Origin of the sequence: Streptomyces coryli (assembly GCF_011044975.1) — a bacterium.
GTDB lineage: Bacteria > Actinomycetota > Actinomycetes > Streptomycetales > Streptomycetaceae > Streptomyces > Streptomyces coryli.
Genome location: NZ_JAAKZV010000594.1, coordinates 1 through 663, shown reverse-complemented (window position 1 = coordinate 663; position 663 = coordinate 1). Strand labels below are relative to the sequence as shown.

1 pseudogene is annotated in these 663 nt (G+C 75.0%); it reads left to right on the top strand.

Features of this window, described 5'->3' with window-relative positions:
• Positions 1 to 97: 97 nt before the first annotated feature.
• A pseudogene (locus G5C51_RS42360) lies at positions 98 to 663 on the top strand (hypothetical protein); the annotation flags it as partial.

Sequence of the window (663 nt, the reverse complement as noted above, 5' to 3'; positions counted from 1 at the left end):
GGCGATGGGCCCCTGGCACGGAGGGGCGGTCGAGCCCGGGCGCGGGAGGACGACGGGGACTGGGCACGGAGGGGCGGTTGAGCCGGGGCGCGGTTTGATGGCCGACGACGAGGGCGCTGCGGACGGGCCGCAACTGCCCTCATCGGACGGGGCGCGGGCGTCCTCGGCGGATGGGCCGCAGGTCCCGCACTTTGCTCACCCAGAACTACCGCTGCCGGATGGCCGCTCCCCGCTCACGATCCAGCTGGCCGGCGCCCGGCGACCTCGATCTCGTAAGACCTACGCCATCGCCCCGCCGCCCGCCGAGCCCCGTACCGACGGTCCGACCCGACCCGATCCACCCCAGCTCGACGACGGACGCCATGTCACCGTCGTCGAACATGCCGGCACCGCCGCCCTCGCCTGCCGCACCCTCCCGCCCACGGCGCACGTGGACCGCATCGACGTGGGCTGGCTGCGGCTCACCATCACCGGGCGTCTGCTGGGGACCCCACCCGAGGACGGCACCATCGCCGAGCTCGCCCCCCGCGACGGCGGCCCGCCTGTACCACTGACCGGACTCACCTGGAACGGCCCCGCCTTCACCCTGACCGTAGCCGCATCCGACCTGGCCCCGGCAGCGCCGACGTCCCCCATGCCCCCTCCCACCGCACCGGCCAACAC